This window comes from Nocardia sp. CS682 (assembly GCF_004634405.1).
Classification (GTDB): domain Bacteria; phylum Actinomycetota; class Actinomycetes; order Mycobacteriales; family Mycobacteriaceae; genus Nocardia; species Nocardia ninae.
In genome coordinates, this window is record NZ_CP029710.1 from 3,184,944 (window position 1) to 3,201,609 (window position 16,666).

The window sequence follows — 16,666 nt, forward strand, 5'->3', positions numbered from 1 at the left end:
CGTCAGATGGCCAGCCGCGCAAGCATGTCCCGCGCCTGTTCGGCGGACTTCGGGTCGCACAGCACGTCGTAGCGCCCGGCCACCAACTGCATGGTGGAGGCGAAGTCGCGCTGCCCCTTGGTCGCCGCGTACGGGATCGAGGTGGAGATGACGCCGAAGATGACGCCGCCGACCAGGCCGACCAGCAGCGGGCCGAGCGCGCCGCTGGTGGTGAACAGGCTGAGCAGTAAGCCGAGGAACAGGCCGAGCCAGGCTCCGCTCACCACACCGCCACCGATGACCTTGCCCCAGGTCAGCCGGTAGAGGACGCGCTCGACCTGCATCAGGTCGACGCCGACGATGGTGACGTCCTGCACCGGGAATTGGCTGTCGGCCAGGTAATCGACGGCCTTCTGGGCCTCGGCGTAGGTGGGATAGGAGCCGACCGGCCAGCCGGACGGCGGCGTCGGCAGCGCTTGCCGTGCGCGATTCGAGTTCCCCAAGGGATTCGTCATGTCTCTATTCTGCTATTCCGACCGGATTCCCGGGGGTGTGAAACGCGTGGTACGCGTCATTGCCGCGGCCCGGCCCTTTTCCGCGATCACCTGAGCCATTTTCGCACTCGCCTCATCGATCATTTCGTCACCGAGCATCACCGCGCCGCGGGCACCACCCTCGGCCGAGGTGTGAAAGGCGTACGCGTCCAGGATCAGCTCGGCGCGATCGTAGTCGGCCTGGCGCGGGCTGAAGATCTCGTTGGCCGCCTCGATCTGGCCGGGATGCAGCACCCACTTGCCGTCGAAGCCGAGTGCCGCGGTGCGCGCGGCGGCCCGCCGGAAGCCGTCCACGTCCCGAATCTGCAGGTACGGGCCGTCGATCGCCTGCAAACCGTGCGCGCGGGCGGCGAGCAGGATCGTCATCAGGATGTGGTGATAGGCATCACCGGTGTCGTAGCCCTCCGGCTGCTCGCCGACCACCAGGGTGCGCATGTTGATGCTCGCCATGAAGTCGGCGGGCCCGAAGACCAGCGCCTGCACCCGCGGGCTCGCGGTGGCGATCTCGTCGATATTGCGTAGCCCCAGCGCGTTTTCGATCTGCGGTTCGATGCCGATCCGGCCGACCTCGAGCCCGGTCGCCTTCTCCAATTGGGTGAGCAGCAGATCCAGGGCACGCACCTGGCCTGCGTCGGTGACTTTCGGCAGCAGGATGGCATCCAGGGCGGTGCCCGCGCCCTCGACGACGGTGATCACGTCGGCGTAGGTCCACTGGGTGGTCCAGTCGTTGACGCGGACCACGCGCAGCTGGTCGCCCCAGTCGGAGTCGTTCAGCGCCGCCACGATATTCGCCCGCGCCTCGGCCTTGGCGGCCGGCGCGACGGCGTCCTCCAGATCGAGAAACACCTCGTCGACGGGCAGGCCCTTGGCCTTTTCGATCATCTTCTTGTTGCTGCCCGGACAGGCGAGCACCGAACGGCGCGGCTTCAAGATCACTCCCGTCGATCGTGGCGAGGTACTTGCCCCCGCCTGCGAACCTCTAGCCTGGCAAGCATGGCAGCTACCAGGGTGTACGTCGCCAGGCTGGCCGGCCTGGCGGTGTTGGGACCGGACGGCGAGTCTATCGGCCGGGTCCGCGATGTCGTCGTGGCCATCCGGTACGACCGGCAACAGCCGAGGATCCACGGTCTCGTCGTCGAATTGCCCACCCGTCGGCGCATTTTCGTGCCGATCCTGCGGGTCACCGCGATCGAGCCGGGGGTGGTGACACTGAACACCGGGACGGTGAGCCTGCGCCGGTTCACCCAGCGCCCCGGCGAGATGCTCGCGCTCGCGCAGATCGTGGATTCCGCGGTGCGCGTGGAGGATCCGGATCTGCCGGACCTCGCCGGGGTGGATGTGGTGGTGGTCGATCTCGGCATGGAGCAGACCCGCACCAGGGACTGGCGGGTCACCAGGGTGGCGGTACGCGGGCACCGCAGGATCGGGCGCCGCCGCACCGTGCACGTGGTGGACTGGATCCACGTATCGGGGCTGACGCCGACCGAGATCGATCGGCCGGGCCAGGAGGTCACCCAGCTGCTGGAGCAGTTCGAGGGACTGCGCCCCGCCGATGTCGCGCATCTGCTGCGCGAACTGCCGGAGAAGCGGCGCATCGAAGTCGCCATCGCGCTGGACGACGAACGGCTCGCCGATGTCGTGCAGGAGCTGCCCGACGACGAGCAGGTCGCCCTGCTCGGCCACTTGGAGGTGCGCCGGGCTGCCGACGTGCTCGAGGCCATGGATCCCGACGACGCCGCCGACCTGCTCGGCGAGCTGCCGGTCAGTGAGGCCGAATCGCTGCTCGCGCTGATGGACCCGGAGGAATCCGAACCGGTGCGCCGGTTGCTCGAGCATTCGCCGTACAGCGCGGGCGGCCTGATGACGCCGAAGCCGGTGATCCTGACGCCGTCCACCACGGTCGCCGAGGCGCTCGCCCGGGTACGCAACCCCGATCTGACGCCCGCGCTGGCGTCCATGGTGTTCGTGGTGCGCCCGCCGACCGCGACACCCACCGGCCGGTACCTCGGCTCGGTGCACATCCAGCAGTTGCTGCGCGAGCCACCGGCCCATCTGGTCGGCGGCATTCTCGACGCGGAGCTGGCTCCGCTGCGCCCCGACGTCCCGCTGGCCGCGGTCACGCGCTACTTCGCGACCTACAACCTGGTCTGCGGACCGGTGGTGGACGAGGAGAACCACCTGCTCGGCGCGGTGAGCGTCGACGATGTGCTCGACCATCTGCTGCCCGACGACTGGCGGGATCAGGAAGAGCTGCACGAAGGGATAGTCCGTCATGACTGACAAAGGCGGCGCTCGGCAGCGGCTGGAGACGCCGGTCGAGTCCCGGTTCCGGATCGAGTGGGATGCCGAGGCGCTCGCGCGCAGCAGCGAGCGGGTCGCCCGCTTCCTCGGCACCGGCCGCTACCTGGCCATTCAGACGATCATCGTGATTATTTGGATCGCGTTGAATGTCTTCGTCATCGCATTGCGCTGGGACCCGTATCCGTTCATTCTGTTGAATCTGGCGTTCTCCACCCAGGCCGCCTATGCCGCGCCGTTGATCCTGCTTGCGCAGAACCGGCAGGACAATCGCGACCGGGTCTCCCTGGAGGAGGACCGGATGCGGGCCGCGCAGACCAAGGCGGACACCGAATTCCTCGCCCGCGAACTCGCAGCGTTGCGGATCGCGGTCGGCGAAGTGGCGACTCGCGACTATTTGCGCAGGGAATTGGAGGAGATGAAGGAGATACTCGATCGGATCGAGGGCGCGAGCGACGACAACCCGCAGCGCAAGAAAAACTCCGGCCGAAAGCAGACGTCCACCCTGGTTTCACCGGCTGTAGCTGATGATTGACGGGAAATACCGAACAACTACCTGACTGGTGGGTAACCTGGACAGCGTTGTCCCGAGCGGCTCGGGAAGGGGATGTCCCGGACAGCCGCTCAAACGACGTAGAGGATTGGTGTGGCTGAATGCGTATATCTGCTCCGATAACCGTCTCGGCCCTGGTCGTAGCTGGTCTGGTAGCCACAGGCTCGACCTCCGACCCCACCACCTCCACCGGCGCGCCGCAGGCACCCGAGGCTTTGCTCGCGTCGTCCGCCAATCCGACGGGCGGTACGGGCAAGGCAAGTGAAACAGGACTGTCTAAGACAGTCGGCCTGCTCCCGGTGACCCAGGAAGCTCCCCGCAAACTACGGGCTATGACCCCGTCCGACGGCTCGGCGCCGTTTGCCGGACGGGTGCCGTTGCAGGAGATCTCGCTCCCGCTGATCGGTGGCGCGCTCGGGATCCCCGAGGTCGTGCTCGCCGCGTACCGCAACGCCGAGCTCGCGCTCGAATCCTCCACCCCCGGCTGCGGACTGTCCTGGAGCCTGCTCGCGGGCATCGGCCGGATCGAATCCGGCCACGCGGGCGGCGGGCGCACCGACGCCGCGGGCACCACGGTCACCCCGATCTACGGCCCCGCGCTGGACGGCACGCTGCCGGGCAACGAGATCATCAAGGCCGCCAGCGGCGGTTACGTGCGCGCGATGGGCCCGATGCAGTTCCTGCCCGGCACCTGGAGCCAGTACGCCGCCGACGGTAACGGCGACGGTGTCGCCGACCCGAACAACGTCTTCGACTCCGCGCTCGCCGCGGGCAAGTACCTGTGTTCGGGCGGGTTGAACCTGCGCGACCAAGCCCAGGAACTACGCGCGGTGTTGCGCTACAACAACTCCACCGCCTACGCGGCCAACGTGCTCAGCTGGGCGGCGGCCTACCGCACCGGTGGCGCGCCGACCCAGGTGACCATCTCTCCCGACCTGATCCCGCCCGGCAGCAGCACACCAGCCCAGGGCCCGAACATGACCGCGGCGACCTACACCAACGCCGCGCCTGCCACGACCACGCCCGCGGCGCCGCAGACCAGTACGACGACACCGACGCCGACCGAGGTGATGATCACCATCCCCGGTCTGCCGCCGATCCCGTGTGGCATCTTCTGCCCGCCGCCGCCGAAGCCGCTCAATCCCTGTGAGCCCGCCGTGATTCCGGCGCCCATGCCGCGCCCTGGCGAGCCCGCTGAGCCCGCGATCGTGCCCGGCGCACCCGGACAGACCTTCGGCGCGGGAGCGGCCGCTCCGCAGGATCCCGCGCACCCCGAGCAGCCGCCCGTGGTGCCGGTGTGCACGCCGCCCGAGGCCCAGCAGCAAGCACAGGCGCCGCAACCACAACCGCAACCCCAGCAGGCGCCCGCGCCCGAGCAGCGGACGGTGCCGACGCCGGACGCGCCGCCGACGGTAACGGTCGAGCCCGCACCCCCACGGCCGCGGCGACACCTACTCCGCCGCCCGGCATCACGTTGCCGTTCGGCATCGTGATTCCGCTGCCGCCTGCCCCCCAAGGCTGATGCCAAACTCGAAGCAGGTCACGAAGCAGTAACAAAAGGGTCTCGAATGCGGTAGTCTCCTCTTCGTCAGATCACGAAGGGCTCACGAAGAGCCGTTGGAGGGTCACCGCACAGTGGGGCGTCACCGTAAACAACCGGCTGTCACCGTCAGGCGCAGCTCGGTTCTCGCACTTACCGGATTGGTTCCCGCTGGACTCGTGGCAGTCACTGCCGCGTCCGATGTGGGTAACGCGAGTCAGGCCGCGGCAGCGGTGGAGCAGCATCTCCCGGGGGATGATCAGATCGCGGTCGGCGCGAAGCCGCAGACCTTGCTGGAGCCGGCCGCCGAGACCGAGTTCGTCGTCAACAAGATGGCGAAGCCGAGCGGCCCGCCGGTGGTGAAATCCGTTGCGCTGGCAGATAATCGGCAGCTCGCCGCTTTGCCCGTCGGCCCGATGGGCGTTCCGGGCATCGCGATCGCGGCCTACGAGAACGCCGAGCGCATCCTCGCCGCGGACAACCCCACCTGCAACATGCCGTGGTCGATGCTCGCCGGAATCGGCCGCGTCGAATCCACCCATGCCTACGGCAAGGCCGACGCCGACGGCAACCCGCTCACCCCGGTCTACGGTCCGGTGCTGGACGGAAGCCTGGCGGGCAACAACGTCATTCGCGACTCCGACGGCGGCGAGCTGGACGGCCTCGGCAGTTACGACCGCGCCATCGGCCCGATGCAGTTCCTGCCGCAAACCTGGAAGCGCTACGCCGCCGACGGCAACGGCGACGGCATCGCCGATCCGCAGAACCTCTTCGACGCGGCACTGACCGCCGGAAAGTACCTGTGCGACGGCGGTTTGAACATGCGCGACTTTGCCCAGCAGTCCAAGGCGATCCTGCGCTACAACAACTCGATGGCCTACGTCGCGAACGTCATGGCCTGGGAAACCTCCTACAGCAGTGGTGTCGCACCACGGGCCGGGGACCTGCCCAGAATTTGACACGCCTAAAATTCCTGCCATGCCAGTAGTTACGGAATCGGATGTGCGGGGCGCGCTCGCGAAGGTCGACGATCCGGAGATCCGCAAGCCGATCACCGAACTGGGCATGGTGAAGAGCATTGCGATCAGTCCGGACAGCAATGTCCACATCGAGGTCTACCTGACCACGGCGGGCTGCCCACTGCGCACGGAGATCATCCAGCGGGTCACCAAGGCCGTTGCCGATGTCGCCGGCGTCGGCGCGGTCACCGTCGACCTCGACGTGATGAACGACGAGCAGCGCACCAATCTGCGCAAGCAGCTGCGCGGCGACTCGGCCGACCCGGTCATCCCGTTCGCCCAGCCCGGCTCGCTGACTCGCGTGTACGCGGTAGCGTCCGGCAAGGGCGGCGTCGGCAAGTCCAGCGTCACCGTCAATCTCGCCGCCGCCATGGCCGCGCGCGGGCTCTCGGTCGGCATCCTGGACGCCGACATCTACGGCCACTCCATCCCGCGCATGCTCGGCACCGACGCCCGGCCGACCCAGGTCGAGAAGATGATCATGCCGCCGCAGGCGCACGGCGTGAAGATGATCTCCATCGCGCAGTTCACCCAGGGCAATACGCCGGTGGTGTGGCGCGGCCCGATGCTGCACCGGGCGCTGCAACAGTTCCTCGCCGACGTGTTCTGGGGCGATCTGGACGTGCTGCTGCTCGACCTGCCGCCCGGCACCGGCGACATCGCCATCTCGATCGCCCAGCTGATCCCCGGCGCCGAGATCCTCGTCGTCACCACCCCGCAGATCGCCGCCGCCGAGGTGGCCGAGCGCGCGGGCGCCATCGCCTTGCAGACCAGGCAGCGCATCGCCGGCGTGGTGGAGAACATGTCCTGGCTCGACCTGCCCGACGGCAGCCGGATGGAGCTCTACGGCTCCGGCGGCGGACAGGTGGTCGCCGACCGCCTCACCCGCGCCGTCGGCGCCGACGTGCCGTTGCTCGGCCAGGTCCCGATCGAGCAGGCCGTCCGCGAGGCGGGCGACGAGGGCTCGCCGATCGTCCTGCGCAGCCCCGACTCCCCCGCCGCCAAGGCGCTGCTCGACATCGCCGACAAACTGGCAGTCCGCCGCCGCGGTCTGGCGGGCATGTCCCTCAACATCGACACCACGCGTCACGGATAGTCCGACGCTGCGCGTATTCGGGCCGGGACACCGGTGCCGTAGCAGTCGTGTCGGCGGCCTGGTGGAAGGCGGCCCATGCCCGGCGAGTTGGCTACCCGCGTACGAAATCAGCTGTGCTGGTGACCTCGACGTCCGATTTCCGCATGGGCACGGCGTGCCCGGTGTCGGACCCAGCCAATAAGCTCGTCTCATGCTCACGTTGCTGCTCTACGTGCTGATCGTCGGTCTCGTCGCCGCGGTGCTGTTCCTGCTCGCCAGTGCGGTCTTCGGGCGGGCCGAGGAATTGGGGCCGCTGCCGGAGGGGACGACGGCGACGGTCTTGCCCGCCGAGGGGGTCTCCGGCGCCGATGTCCGGGCGCTGCGGTTCCAGCAGGTGGTGCGCGGTTACAAGGCGTCCGAGGTGGACTGGGCGCTGGCCCGGCTCGCCGCGCGGATCGACGAGCTACAACACCAGCTCGCCGAGGCGCAGGCCGCGCGCTGGCAGACCCCGGCCACCCCGGAATCGAAATGAGCTCGCCCGAGCTGCTGCGCCGCGCCGAGGACGACGGCCGGATCCGCTGCGCCTGGCCGCTGGAGACCCAGCTGTACCGCGATTACCACGACTTCGAGTGGGGCAAGCCGCTGCACGGCGACGACGCGCTCTTCGAGCGGCTGTGCCTCGAGGCGTTCCAGTCGGGGCTGTCCTGGATCACCATCCTGCGCAAGCGGCCCGCCTTCCGGGCGGCGTTTGCCGGATTCTCGATCGCGCGGGTCGCCGAGTTCGGTGAGGCCGATGTGGCGCGGCTGCTCGCCGACACGGGCATCGTCCGCAACCGGCTGAAAATCGAGGCGGCGATCGGCAACGCCCGGGTTGCCCGCGACCTCGATATCGGACTGGACACACTGCTCTGGTCCTTCGCACCCGACCCGCGGCCGCGCCCGAAAACCGGTGCCGATGTGCCCGCCAGCACACCTGAATCCGTCGCTCTGGCAAAAGAATTGAAGCGGCGGGGGTTCCGTTTCGTCGGACCGACCACAGCGTACGCACTGATGCAGGCGACGGGGATGGTAGACGATCACCTGGCCGATTGCTGGGTCGGTAGTGACGTGTCCGACACAGTCCGACCGGTCACTTTTTGAACTCAGGTATCCGTCCACATCCGCGATAGGGAAGAATGGGACAGGTGTAGCTCGCCAAATGCCGGCGAGCTCGCTGGTTGGTGACAACTGGAGTTCCAAGAAAGTGCGCAGCATATCGCGCAGATCTGGAGGGAGCAGAGGATGGCGGCCATGAAGCCCCGTACCGGGGACGGTCCCCTCGAGGCAACCAAGGAAGGGCGTGGAATCGTCATGCGGGTTCCACTCGAGGGTGGCGGGCGTTTGGTCGTCGAACTCACGCCGGACGAGGCCGCGGCGCTCGGCGACGAACTGAAGAGTGTCACCAGCTGATACTTCAGCGCTGGCAGCTGTGGCCGGCCTGCTGTCCTGCCCGGAATGCGCGCTCGGACTCGAGCCGCGTGATCGGGCATTGCGGTGTGCGCACGGGCACAGCTTCGACATCGCCAAGCAGGGCTATGTCAGCCTGCTGACCGGCGCGTCGACGAAGATGACCGGCGACACCGCGGCCATGCTGGACGCGCGTGCCGCCTTTCAAGGTGGGGGACATTTCGCACCGATCGCCGCCGCGACAGCACAGGCGGTCGGGCCGGACGAGCATGCGTCCGGCACAGTGCTGGAGGTGGGCGCGGGCACCGGCTATTACCTGGCCGGTGCGCTCGACGCCGCACCCGCCGGCACCGGGATCGCGCTGGACGTGGCCAAGCCTGCCGCCCGGCGCTGTGCCCGCGCCCATCCACGGGCGGCGTCCGTCCTCGCCGACGCTTGGCGTGGGCTGCCCGTCCGCGACGGCGCGCTGCGCGCCGTGCTGTCGGTGTTCGCCCCGCGTAATCCGGCCGAGGTCGCCCGCGTGCTCGATGCGGACGGCCGATTCGTCGTCGCCACCCCCACCGACCGGCACCTGTGCGAATTGATCGGCCCGCTCGGCATGGTGACGATCGATCCGGACAAGGACCGCAGGCTCGACGCGGCCATGTCCGGGCATTTCACGGCGGCCGAACGCGTGCTGGTCGAGTATCCGATGAAGCTCACGCGGGCCGACGTGGCCAACGTCGTCGGCATGGGGCCGTCAGCCCATCACGCCGCGACCGAGGATCCGCGCATCGCCACCCTCCCCGATGCCCTCGAGGTCACCGCCTCGGTCCTGGTCGCCACGTATCTCCCGACCTAGCCCGGCGCACTCGTCCCCCGGCTCAGCCCCGCCGCCGTCGTTCCCCGATCTAGCCCGCCGCCGTCGTCTCCGACCTGGCCCGCTGCCGCCATCGACGTCCGACCGCGCCAGGTAGTCCAGTCACCGGCCACGTCCCACCGGGTGAGCTCACCTCGGATCAGAGCTTGCGAACCTGGTCGTACACCTCGACGGTCTGCGCCGCGATCCGCGACCAATCGAACTCCGCGATGGCCCGCGCCCGCCCCGCCGCCCCGAACTCCGCGGCCAGCACCGGATCACCGGCCACCTCGTTGATCGCCGCGGCCAACGCCTGCTCGTACGCCTCCGGCGCGCTCGGATCGTAATGCACCAGCCGCCCGGTGCTACCGTCGCTGACCACCTCGGGGATGCCACCCACATCCGAGGCGACCACCGCGGTCGCGCACGCCATCGCCTCCAGGTTGACGATGCCGAGCGGCTCGTACACCGACGGGCACACGAACACCGTCGCGGCGGCCAGGATCTGCCGGATCTGCTCGGTGGGCAGCATCTCGCGCACCCAGAACACATTGCCCCGGCTGCGCTGGAGCTCCTCGACCGCGGCGGCCGTCTCCGCCTCCAGCTCCTTGGTGTCGGGCGCGCCCGCGCACAGCACCAGTTGGATGTCCGGGTCGAAGTCGCGCGCGGCGGCGAGCAGATGCCCGACACCTTTCTGCCGGGTGATCCGTCCGACGAACGCAACGATCGGCCGGTCGGTCCGCACGCCGAGCACCGTGAGCACCGGCCGCGCGCCCGCCGCCACCGGACCCGGGTACCACACGCCCGCATCGATGCCGTTGTGCACGACGTGCACCCGGTCCGGGTCGACGGCGGGGTAGGCGTCGAGCACGTCGTGGCGCATCCCCTCGCTCACCGCGATGATCGCGTCCGCGTGCTCGACCGCGTTGCGTTCCGACCATGAAGAGAGCCGGTAGCCACCGCCCAGCTGTTCGGCCTTCCACGGCCGTCGAGGCTCGAGCGAATGCGCGGTGAGCACGTGCGGGATGCCGTAGAGGGTGGCGGCCAGATGCCCGGCCAGGCCGGTGTACCAGGTATGCGAGTGCACGACATCCACCTGTCCGGCGGCGTCGGCCATGCGCAGCTGCGCCGACATCATCTGCACCGCCGCGTTGGCGGCGTAGAGCTGCGGATCGGGTTGGTGCACCACGGCATCGCTGCGCGCGACACCCATGCAATGCACGGTGACCTCACACAACTTGCGCAGCTGGGCGGTCAGCTGCGTGACGTGTACCCCCGCACCGCCGTAGACCTCGGGTGGGTACTCACGGGTCAGCATCGCGACCCGAAGCCGGTCGTGCGCGCCGGAATCCGCCGTCGAGCGACCGGTGTCCGTGCCGAAACTCACCCGCTTCAAAGTAGACGTTCACCACCGCTGGGGCCACTCGCGCGCCAGTTACCCGGTAGTTTGGCAGGTGTGAGGAGCCAGCCGCACGTACTCGGGATCGTGCTCGCCGGTGGCGAGGGCAAGCGACTCTTTCCACTCACGGCGGACCGTGCCAAACCAGCGGTGCCGTTCGGCGGTGCCTATCGACTGATCGATTTCGTTCTCAGCAACCTGGTCAACGCGGGTTTTCTGCGACTGTGCGTACTCACCCAATACAAGTCGCACTCGCTGGACCGGCACATCTCGCAGACCTGGCGCCTGTCCGGTTTCGGGGGTGAATACATCACCCCAGTGCCCGCGCAGCAGCGGCTCGGCCCGCGCTGGTACACCGGCAGCGCCGACGCGATCATGCAGTCGCTGAACCTGATCTACGACGAAGATCCCGACTACATCGTGGTTTTCGGCGCCGACCACGTGTACCGGATGGATCCGGAACAGATGGTCAACCACCACATCGAGTCCGGCGCGGGCGTCACGGTGGCGGGTATCCGGGTGCCGCGCAGCGAGGCCAGCGCGTTCGGCTGCATCGACTCCGACGAGTCCGGCCTGATCACCCAGTTCCTGGAGAAGCCCGCGCATCCGCCGGGCACGCCCGATGATCCCAATGTCACTTTTGCGTCAATGGGCAATTATGTCTTCACCACCAAGGTGCTGGTGGATTCGATCAAGGCCGACGCGGACAACTCCGACTCCGATCACGACATGGGCGGCGACATCATCCCGTCGCTGGTCGCCTCGGGGCAGGCCGGGGTCTACGACTTCGCCGACAACGACGTACCCGGCGCGACCGAACGCGACCGCGGGTACTGGCGCGACGTCGGCACCATCGACGCCTTCTACGACGCGCACATGGACCTGGTGTCGGTGCACCCGGTGTTCAACCTCTACAACCGGCACTGGCCGATCCGCGGGGCCGCGGAGAACCTGCCGCCCGCCAAGTTCGCCCAGGGCGGCCTGGCGCAGGAGTCCATCGTCGGCGCGGGCAGCATCCTGTCGGCCGCCACGGTGCGCAATTCGGTGCTCAGCTCCAATGTGGTGATCGACGACGGGGCGACCGTCGAGGGCAGCGTGCTCATGCCGGGTGTGCGCATCGGCCGTGGCGCGGTGGTGCGCCGGGCCATCCTGGACAAGAACGTGGTGGTCGGCGAGGGCGAGATCATCGGCGTCGATCTGGAGCGCGACCGGGAACGCTTCGCCATCAGCAACGGTGGCGTCGTCACCGTCGGCAAGGGTGTCTGGGTGTAGCGAAACATTGGACAGCAAGGGCTTTCGGCCCGGAAGATGGAGTCATGTTCAGGCGCGCGCCGTCCGACCCCGCGCTGGAACAGGTCCGCACGCTGACCGCGTCGCTCGATGTGCCGCGCCCCTGGCACCTGGAAACTTTCGTCGATCATGTCGCGACGCTGCTCGGCAAGCCGATCACGCTGTTCCCGCAACCCGAACTGACCGCCAAGGGGTTTCCGTGCGGGGTGGTCATCGAACGACCGGACAGTTTCCTCGTCGCCTATGACGCGGCGAGCTCCGGCTACCACACCGATCACATTGTGCTGCACGAGATCGCGCACCTGCTGCTGGATCACGCGGGCTACGTATCTCCCTCGTCGCGCCTGCGCACACTGCAGCAGTTGTTCACCGAAGTGGACACCGACGTTGTGCTCCGCGTGCTGGCGCGGACCGACTACGATGACGTTCTCGAAAGCCAAGCCGAACTGTTCGCCTCCCTGGTGATGTCCGAAACCGATGCTCCCCGTTCGGGTTCCGTGCTCGGCCGGGCGATCTTCCGCCGCTAGGGACGTGGATACGCGCTGATGCTGCCGATCGCCGTGACACTGCCGATCACGGTCGCCTCATGGCTGTTGCTGACGGTCCGCCTGTTCCGCTTCCGCACCACGCTGGCGGAACGCCGATTCAACATGTTGCTCGCGACGGTGACCGGGATCCTCACGACGCACGAGCCGACGCTGCGCGCAGAACTCAGCGCGCTCTCCGGCGGACGGTTGAGCATCGGATTGATCTATCAGCTCGGCGCCATCGGTTTCATGTTCAGCACCGCGGCGAGTCTGCTGGTCGCGGCCGCCATGCTGGGTCGTGCGCAGTCGGCCGCCCCCGTCTACGGGCTCGCGGGCGCGTCCTGTGCGGTGGGAATCCTCTTCAGCGGGCCTGCACAGGGGCCGAGCCCGTTCACCATGTACGAGCAGCCGGGCTGGGGCCAGTTCGGCTTCTGGCTGGCGTTGGCGCCGCTGTCCTACTGGATGGTCTTCTACTTCGGCCGGGTATGCATCGCCGAGATGCGCACCCAGCACGCTCGCCGCGAACGCGCCCTGCACGCCACGGTCCTCGGTGCGGGCTGCACCGTCTTCCTGATGTTCAGCCTGACCTTCGTCAGCACCGGCCTGCGCGCGCTGGGGCACGAGAACCGGCTGACGCGTGCGCAACTCGTCATCGACAACAACGCGGTGTTCTTCCAGGCGTTGCCGTTCCTGGTGATCGGCGCGGTACCGGTGGCGGCCTGGCTCATCGATGCGATCGGGCTCGATGCCTGGTCACGACGCCGGAAACGTCTGCTGCCGTTGTGGTTCGATCTGACGAAAGCCTGCCCCGAGATCGTGCATCGCACCTCGGTGCCGGTGGCTGCGCATCGCAGCCGCTACTTCCTGCATCGCACCGTCATCGAGATCCGCGACAGTGTGCTCATCCTGGCCCGGTACGCCACCCCCACGCCGGCGGAGCTCCGGGCCGCGATCACCGCGTCCGCCCGCACCGCCCCGGAACGCGAAGCATTGGACCTCGCGGTGCGACTCGTGCGCGCCTGCGCCGCCAAGTCTCGTGGCGATGCGCCGACGGGCGCAGGCTCGATGCACCACTGCGCCGGCGACAACCTGGTGGAGGAGGCCGCGCAACTCGCCGCCATCGCCGCGCAGTGGTCCCGTGCACAGGCGCTGGTGGCCGACCCGGCGATCAGCGCGGCGGCACGGGCGTAGCCGGGCAGAACGGCGCGCAGGGGCCCGGCGTGCGCGGCACCGTCGACGTCGCCGGTTGCCCGAAGTCGGCGGTGCTGACCAGGTAGACCACCAGCACCGCGCCGACCAAGACCAGGGCGAACGCGATCATCGCCCCGCCCCAGTGGATCGGCGGACGTCCGTCGGCATTGTTGTTGTTCAAGATGTAGTAGATCACTCGGGTCGCACCTCTTCCGCAGGCGTCGAGCGGGGCACTACCTCTCCGGTACAGACGTGCTCTGAGCAGCATGCGCCTCGAATCGCCGCGCTGTTGCTGTATTCGGCGACTCGGCCGAGGGCAGCGCCGGCGACCGGCCCACCCCTCCGGGGTCGGTCACCGGCGATCCGGTTGTCCTCCGTGCGCGCGCGGTACCGGTACTCGGCGTTGCGAACGCGACCTCCCGAAGGGCAACCGGCCATCGTACATCCGTTGCGAGCCTTCGCATTCCATGATCTGTCACCGACCGGGACGCGCAATGCTCAGTGCGACAAGTGAATTCGCCTGCACCGCGGGCAGCAGGAAAACACGCATCACCTGCCGGTGTGCGTGCGCGCGGTGGACTACCTATCGGGGCGCGGGCGGCGCCGTGCAGAACGGTTCGCAGGGACCCGGGGTCGGAGTGAATTTCGCGGGGCCGGTATCGAAATCGGTGTTACTCACCACCAGCATCACCACGATCGCGGCGACAATGACCAAACCGAGCAAGAACAGCGTGGGCCGCAACCAACTCGATCGATGTTCTACGACGACATGACCGACGTGACCGATTTCGAACAGTTCGTATCCACGCATTTGCTATACCTCCGCCGCCATTGGCTGCCCATCGGGTACCCGGAGCGAGGCGGAGGAATCCCATGTCACGCACGGATATCCACTATGGGCACCGAATGGTGACGCGACTAACCGCGCGAGGCGCAGAGCAAACCGTCGCCGACCGGGATCAGCACACTGGTGAGTTCCGGATCCTCGGCGATCGCACGGGTGGCCGCGCGCACCGCCTGGGTCGCCGGATCACGCTGCGCCGCATCGGGAACCCGGCCGCCGAGCAACGCGTTGTGCAGCAGAATCGCCCCGCCCGCACGCAGCAACCGCACCGCCTGGGTGACGTATTGCGGGTGCTCGAGCGGCGCGGCGTCGATGAACACCAGGTCGTAGGCGCCGTCGGCGAGCCGCGGCAGCACATCGAGTGCGCGGCCGTTGATCAGCCGGGTGCGCGCGGGCGGAATGTCGGCCGCGCGGAAAGCCTCCTTGGCAGCGCGCTGGTGCTCCGGCTCGGAATCAATGGTGGTCAGCGTGCCGTCCTCGCGCATGCCGTCGAGCAGCCACAGCCCGCTGATTCCCGCGCCGGTACCCACTTCGACCACCGCTTTGGCGTCGAGCAGCTGCGCATACATGCTCAGCAATGCCCCCACCGACGGCGGTACCGGCACCGCACCGAGCTCGGTGGCCCGTTCGCGCGCGCTGACGAGGATCTCGTCTTCCACGACGGATTCCTCCACGTAGGCGAGATTTCGCTCCAAATTCGATGCCACGGGTATGAGGTTAATGCTGGGCAGCTGGTATCCGCGCGTTCCGAACTCCTGCCCCGCCGGGCAATCTCGCCGCCAGTTTTCTCAGGTGTCCCTCAGCATCTCCATATCCAGGCCATATCAGGCTAGGAAAGAGTAGGGGCAACGCAAGACCAGTCGACCTTCGACACGGGACGCGGGAACAACGGCATACAGGTTGTCGGTTGTATCCGAACGTAACGGTTCCACCTCCGAAAGAGATTTCGGAACCGAGCCGAGTTCCGAGTTTACGGTCCCTAGTAGGAGGTAGCCCCATCCACATGGTCGATGCGGCGCGTGAGCACGCCACCCTTCCCGAGCAGATCCTCCCGATCGAGTCCGACGCCGAAGAGGCCGTCGATCTCACCGGTACCGCTGCTTTCGATGCCACCGGTGACCGGGCGGCCATGCCGTCCTGGGACGACCTGGTCCGTGAGCACGCCGACCGGGTGTACCGCTTGGCCTACCGTCTCTCCGGCGACGCACAGGATGCCGAGGATCTCACCCAGGAGACCTTCATCCGCGTGTTCCGTTCGCTGTCCAACTACCAGCCCGGCACCTTCGAAGGCTGGCTGCACCGCATCACCACGAACCTGTTCCTGGACATGGTCCGGCGCCGCAACCGCATCCGGATGGAGGCGCTGCCCGAGGACTACGACCGGGTCCCCTCCGAGGGTCCCGACCCGGAGCAGGCCTATCACGATGCCCGCCTCGACCCGGATCTGCAGCGGGCGCTGGATTCGCTGGCCCCGGAATTCCGGGCCGCGGTCGTGCTGTGTGACATCGAAGGACTCTCCTACGAGGAGATCGGCGCTACGCTCGGCGTGAAGCTCGGCACCGTGCGCAGCCGGATTCATCGTGGGCGACAGGCACTGCGCGACTACCTTGCGCATAATGGAAGTGAGCAGCGGTTCGCTGCTGAAGCAAGCCTCGGGTGAGCTGGACGAAAGCCGGCATCACCCTACGGATCGGATGATGTCGGTTGGAAGGGTGAGCACCGAATGAGTGGCGACTCCAGCACGCCCGGTCGTCGTCCGCCTCGATTCCGTCCCACCGAGCATCTGGCCAGCGAAGCGGTCGCGGCCTATGTGGACGGCGAGTTGCGGATGAACGCCTATCTGCGTGCCGCCCAGCATCTTTCTCAATGCCCGGAATGCGCGGGCGAGGTCGACGCACAGCAGCAGGCGCGCATCGCGCTGCGCCAGTCCGGCCCGATCTCGATTCCGCACGGCCTGCACGACAGCCTGACCCGGATTCCGCTCGCCGATCTGCCCGGCGGCGCATCCAGCCAGACCGCGAGCACCAACGGGACTCCGCGCAACGAGGCGGTTTTCGGCTTTCTTACCGATTCGTTCGCCGCGACCCGGTGGACTACGTGGTGGCGCAAGTAG

Annotated in this window: 20 protein-coding genes; 14 read left to right on the plus strand and 6 right to left on the minus strand. The window is 67.9% G+C overall.

Features of this window, described 5'->3' with window-relative positions:
* Positions 1-2: 2 nt before the first annotated feature.
* Both DMB37_RS14325 and DMB37_RS14330 read right to left on the minus strand, forming a co-directional pair.
* Positions 3-494, minus strand: a complete 492-nt coding sequence (locus DMB37_RS14325) for a general stress protein (protein WP_135233134.1) — start codon at positions 492-494, stop codon at positions 3-5.
* Between the two features lie 12 nt (positions 495-506).
* Positions 507-1,469 carry a CoA ester lyase gene (locus DMB37_RS14330; RefSeq protein WP_255508382.1) on the minus strand — a complete coding sequence of 321 codons (963 nt, stop codon included), beginning with the start codon at positions 1,467-1,469 and terminating at the stop codon, positions 507-509.
* Between the two features lie 57 nt (positions 1,470-1,526).
* Between DMB37_RS14330 and DMB37_RS14335 the strand changes: the two genes are divergently transcribed.
* From DMB37_RS14335 to DMB37_RS14375, 9 genes are all read left to right on the plus strand, one after another.
* Positions 1,527-2,813 carry a magnesium transporter MgtE N-terminal domain-containing protein gene (locus DMB37_RS14335; RefSeq protein ID WP_135233135.1) on the plus strand — a complete coding sequence of 429 codons (1,287 nt, stop codon included), beginning with the start codon at positions 1,527-1,529 and terminating at the stop codon, positions 2,811-2,813.
* Positions 2,806-3,366: a DUF1003 domain-containing protein gene (locus tag DMB37_RS14340; protein ID WP_135233136.1), complete on the plus strand. Its 561-nt coding sequence runs from the start codon at positions 2,806-2,808 to the stop codon at positions 3,364-3,366. Before DMB37_RS14335 ends, DMB37_RS14340 begins: the two co-directional genes overlap by 8 nt.
* Before the next feature lie 350 nt (positions 3,367-3,716).
* Positions 3,717-4,877 (plus strand): lytic transglycosylase domain-containing protein, encoded by a 1,161-nt coding sequence (locus DMB37_RS14345; RefSeq protein ID WP_370465378.1) that lies wholly within the window; start codon positions 3,717-3,719, stop codon positions 4,875-4,877.
* Between the two features lie 142 nt (positions 4,878-5,019).
* Positions 5,020-5,883, plus strand: coding sequence for a lytic transglycosylase domain-containing protein (locus DMB37_RS14350; protein ID WP_135233138.1), 864 nt, complete (start codon positions 5,020-5,022; stop codon positions 5,881-5,883).
* A gap of 19 nt (positions 5,884-5,902) precedes the next feature.
* Entirely contained in the window at positions 5,903-7,039 is a 1,137-nt protein-coding gene (locus tag DMB37_RS14355) for an Mrp/NBP35 family ATP-binding protein (protein ID WP_107659096.1), read from the plus strand.
* 190 nt (positions 7,040-7,229) lie between these two features.
* Positions 7,230-7,550 carry a DivIVA domain-containing protein gene (locus DMB37_RS14360; protein WP_135233139.1) on the plus strand — a complete coding sequence of 107 codons (321 nt, stop codon included), beginning with the start codon at positions 7,230-7,232 and terminating at the stop codon, positions 7,548-7,550.
* Positions 7,547-8,158 (plus strand): DNA-3-methyladenine glycosylase I, encoded by a 612-nt coding sequence (locus tag DMB37_RS14365; protein WP_135233140.1) that lies wholly within the window; start codon positions 7,547-7,549, stop codon positions 8,156-8,158. Before DMB37_RS14360 ends, DMB37_RS14365 begins: the two co-directional genes overlap by 4 nt.
* A gap of 141 nt (positions 8,159-8,299) precedes the next feature.
* Positions 8,300-8,467, plus strand: a complete 168-nt coding sequence (locus DMB37_RS14370; RefSeq protein WP_011211259.1) for a DUF3117 domain-containing protein — start codon at positions 8,300-8,302, stop codon at positions 8,465-8,467.
* Complete coding sequence (locus DMB37_RS14375; RefSeq protein WP_240772387.1) at positions 8,454-9,305, plus strand: putative RNA methyltransferase; 852 nt, start codon at positions 8,454-8,456, stop codon at positions 9,303-9,305. The genes DMB37_RS14370 and DMB37_RS14375 overlap by 14 nt, the downstream gene beginning before the upstream one ends.
* A gap of 157 nt (positions 9,306-9,462) precedes the next feature.
* Here the strand turns inward: DMB37_RS14375 and glgA are convergent, their stop codons facing one another.
* Positions 9,463-10,620 carry a glycogen synthase gene (gene glgA, locus DMB37_RS14380; RefSeq protein WP_135237572.1) on the minus strand — a complete coding sequence of 386 codons (1,158 nt, stop codon included), beginning with the start codon at positions 10,618-10,620 and terminating at the stop codon, positions 9,463-9,465.
* 138 nt (positions 10,621-10,758) lie between these two features.
* Between glgA and glgC the strand changes: the two genes are divergently transcribed.
* Genes glgC through DMB37_RS14395 form a run of 3 tightly spaced genes read left to right on the plus strand, consistent with a single transcriptional unit; the run spans position 10,759 to position 13,709 of the window.
* On the plus strand, positions 10,759-11,973 hold the full coding sequence (glgC, locus tag DMB37_RS14385; RefSeq protein ID WP_107659100.1) for a glucose-1-phosphate adenylyltransferase: 1,215 nt from the start codon (positions 10,759-10,761) through the stop codon (positions 11,971-11,973).
* 44 nt (positions 11,974-12,017) lie between these two features.
* A complete protein-coding gene (locus DMB37_RS14390) occupies positions 12,018-12,518 on the plus strand; it encodes a hypothetical protein (RefSeq protein ID WP_135233141.1) in 501 nt (166 codons plus the stop codon).
* 18 nt (positions 12,519-12,536) lie between these two features.
* On the plus strand, positions 12,537-13,709 hold the full coding sequence (locus DMB37_RS14395) for a DUF6545 domain-containing protein (RefSeq protein ID WP_135233142.1): 1,173 nt from the start codon (positions 12,537-12,539) through the stop codon (positions 13,707-13,709).
* Here DMB37_RS14395 and DMB37_RS14400 read toward each other — a convergent pair.
* The 3 genes from DMB37_RS14400 to DMB37_RS14410 form a co-directional block, all read right to left on the minus strand.
* Entirely contained in the window at positions 13,687-13,905 is a 219-nt protein-coding gene (locus DMB37_RS14400) for a hypothetical protein (protein WP_135233143.1), read from the minus strand. The genes DMB37_RS14395 and DMB37_RS14400 overlap by 23 nt on opposite strands.
* Before the next feature lie 387 nt (positions 13,906-14,292).
* On the minus strand, positions 14,293-14,520 hold the full coding sequence (locus DMB37_RS14405) for a hypothetical protein (protein WP_135233144.1): 228 nt from the start codon (positions 14,518-14,520) through the stop codon (positions 14,293-14,295).
* A 107-nt stretch (positions 14,521-14,627) separates the two neighbouring features.
* On the minus strand, positions 14,628-15,260 hold the full coding sequence (locus DMB37_RS14410) for an O-methyltransferase (protein ID WP_370465379.1): 633 nt from the start codon (positions 15,258-15,260) through the stop codon (positions 14,628-14,630).
* A gap of 296 nt (positions 15,261-15,556) precedes the next feature.
* Between DMB37_RS14410 and sigE the strand changes: the two genes are divergently transcribed.
* Both sigE and DMB37_RS14420 read left to right on the plus strand, forming a co-directional pair.
* Positions 15,557-16,213, plus strand: coding sequence for an RNA polymerase sigma factor SigE (sigE, locus tag DMB37_RS14415; protein WP_135233145.1), 657 nt, complete (start codon positions 15,557-15,559; stop codon positions 16,211-16,213).
* A gap of 63 nt (positions 16,214-16,276) precedes the next feature.
* Complete coding sequence (locus tag DMB37_RS14420) at positions 16,277-16,666, plus strand: hypothetical protein (RefSeq protein ID WP_135233146.1); 390 nt, start codon at positions 16,277-16,279, stop codon at positions 16,664-16,666.

Excerpts from the sequence above, each read along its gene's own strand:
- DMB37_RS14405 (WP_135233144.1), bottom strand. The coding sequence starts at position 14,520 with ATGCGTGGATACGAACTGTTCGAAATCGGTCACGTCGGTCATGTCGTC.
- DMB37_RS14390 (WP_135233141.1), top strand. The coding sequence starts at position 12,018 with ATGTTCAGGCGCGCGCCGTCCGACCCCGCGCTGGAACAGGTCCGCACG.
- DMB37_RS14420 (WP_135233146.1), top strand. The coding sequence starts at position 16,277 with ATGAGTGGCGACTCCAGCACGCCCGGTCGTCGTCCGCCTCGATTCCGT.
- DMB37_RS14335 (WP_135233135.1), top strand. The coding sequence starts at position 1,527 with ATGGCAGCTACCAGGGTGTACGTCGCCAGGCTGGCCGGCCTGGCGGTG.
- DMB37_RS14355 (WP_107659096.1), top strand. The coding sequence starts at position 5,903 with ATGCCAGTAGTTACGGAATCGGATGTGCGGGGCGCGCTCGCGAAGGTC.
- glgA (WP_135237572.1), bottom strand. The coding sequence starts at position 10,620 with ATGCTGACCCGTGAGTACCCACCCGAGGTCTACGGCGGTGCGGGGGTA.
- sigE (WP_135233145.1), top strand. The coding sequence starts at position 15,557 with ATGGTCGATGCGGCGCGTGAGCACGCCACCCTTCCCGAGCAGATCCTC.
- DMB37_RS14325 (WP_135233134.1), bottom strand. The coding sequence starts at position 494 with ATGACGAATCCCTTGGGGAACTCGAATCGCGCACGGCAAGCGCTGCCG.
- DMB37_RS14360 (WP_135233139.1), top strand. The coding sequence starts at position 7,230 with ATGCTCACGTTGCTGCTCTACGTGCTGATCGTCGGTCTCGTCGCCGCG.
- DMB37_RS14370 (WP_011211259.1), top strand. The coding sequence starts at position 8,300 with ATGGCGGCCATGAAGCCCCGTACCGGGGACGGTCCCCTCGAGGCAACC.
- DMB37_RS14340 (WP_135233136.1), top strand. The coding sequence starts at position 2,806 with ATGACTGACAAAGGCGGCGCTCGGCAGCGGCTGGAGACGCCGGTCGAG.
- DMB37_RS14395 (WP_135233142.1), top strand. The coding sequence starts at position 12,537 with ATGCTGCCGATCGCCGTGACACTGCCGATCACGGTCGCCTCATGGCTG.
- DMB37_RS14345 (WP_370465378.1), top strand. The coding sequence starts at position 3,717 with ATGACCCCGTCCGACGGCTCGGCGCCGTTTGCCGGACGGGTGCCGTTG.
- DMB37_RS14365 (WP_135233140.1), top strand. The coding sequence starts at position 7,547 with ATGAGCTCGCCCGAGCTGCTGCGCCGCGCCGAGGACGACGGCCGGATC.